This is a genomic window from Pseudoruminococcus sp. (assembly GCF_047012705.1).
Taxonomy (GTDB): domain Bacteria; phylum Bacillota; class Clostridia; order Oscillospirales; family Acutalibacteraceae; genus Pseudoruminococcus.
Genome location: NZ_JBKXNW010000005.1, coordinates 51,941 through 53,368 on the forward strand (window position 1 = coordinate 51,941; position 1,428 = coordinate 53,368).

The 1,428-nt window shown below is 50.8% G+C and carries 2 protein-coding genes; both read right to left on the minus strand.

Going from position 1 to position 1,428, the window contains the following annotated elements:
• Positions 1-138: 138 nt before the first annotated feature.
• The gene (locus ACLU24_RS06055) at positions 139-510 is read right to left on the minus strand and encodes a TnpV protein (RefSeq protein ID WP_412611051.1); all 372 of its coding nucleotides are present in this window, start codon (positions 508-510) and stop codon (positions 139-141) included.
• Between the two features lie 304 nt (positions 511-814).
• On the minus strand, positions 815-1,428 hold a 614-nt coding region (locus ACLU24_RS06060), incomplete at its 5' end, for a helix-turn-helix domain-containing protein (protein ID WP_412611052.1).

Consider the following 1,428-nt stretch of genomic DNA (forward strand, 5'->3'; position numbering starts at 1 on the left):
CCACGCATAAAATCACAAGTACATTATACCCGAATAAAAGAACAATGTCAACAAAGTTCGGAACAATGTCGTTTCAAAACAGCATTATTCTTTTTCTACATACAAAACAAGCGGAGGTCATCGACCTCCGCTTGCTCGTTATCCGTATACTATTTCCTGCATCACGGCCTCATTTGCCCTGTTTCGGATATTGTTCATCTTCCGCACCCACGCCATCGGGTCATCGGCTTTCAAGGCCTCCGTCACGCCTTCGGTGTCTGCGTATTGTTCTACCAGCCGAAGAAAGAGTTCCTGCGCCTGCTCCTCGATGTCTGCAAGGTGCCCGTCCAGCACCCCGGCGGTCAGCAGGTTATAATACAGCACCCGGTGGTGCTCCTTCAGATAAGCTCGCCGCCGCTGCCCGTAAACGCTGATGGGGCGTTCTTCTTCGGGCGGTAAGCAAACATCCGGTAGGTAATAGTCTCCCTGTCTTGCGCAAGTGCCGCCCAACTGCTCAAATAGTGATTTCATATGTGATCCTCCCACTCAAAATTTCTCCGGCAGGTCTGCAACGCAAAATGCACCCGTCTTTCGGTTATAGTCTACCAAAACCGAAAGGCAGGTGCGAGTGTGCGAATCTCCAAAACGCAGGGGCAGTACGATATTATAACAGGTTAGGCCAAAATACGATGCACCTGCATTTTAGCCTAAACGGGGATTCCGTGCATCCGCAACAGGCCTTCACCCTGTCTTCACAAAAAATACAGCGAACTTTTGCTGTCCCATCACACTTTTTACAACGAACTTTGCAAATGCCCTTAAATCGTTGCAAAGATCACTTCCGCTTCATCTTCCTGCTGAATTCATTCAGCGTCTGGATATGCCAGAGGCTTTTGCGGGTGATGGATCGGAAGGTCAGGGAGCAGAAGAAGTCCACGAGAAAAATCTTTGGGATACAGAACTTCAGTCCCTTTTGAAAGGCTTTCAGCGACCCACGGCTACACCAGTTGTGGACGGTGGTCAGGGTGTAGCCGGTCAGGGCCACCACATCCTTTACCGTGACCACATCCGGGTATTTGCGCAGCAGCTTTTCATAGTAGCCGTGCATCTGCCGCAGCGTGTCCTCCGGCAGCTCCTTGGAGAGCCTCGCCACATAGTGGGTGCCGTACCAGCCCTTCGGCGCAGAGTAGAGTTCAGGGAAAATCGCCCGCTCCTCCAAATATGCTTTCACATCCTCTTTTCGGATTTTATAGCACCGGGTTTTCTTACCCGACCACTCACAGGGCACCTTGCCGCTTTTGAGCAGGTGCAGCGCCGTGGACTTGCTGATGTGGCAGATTCGGAAAAATTGCTCCTTGTTCATCACCTCGGGAACGCTGTCCCAGTTGACGGGAAATACATCCATTTGTAACACCTCAAAAATAGATTTTCGTCGGTTGGAAGCTCTAT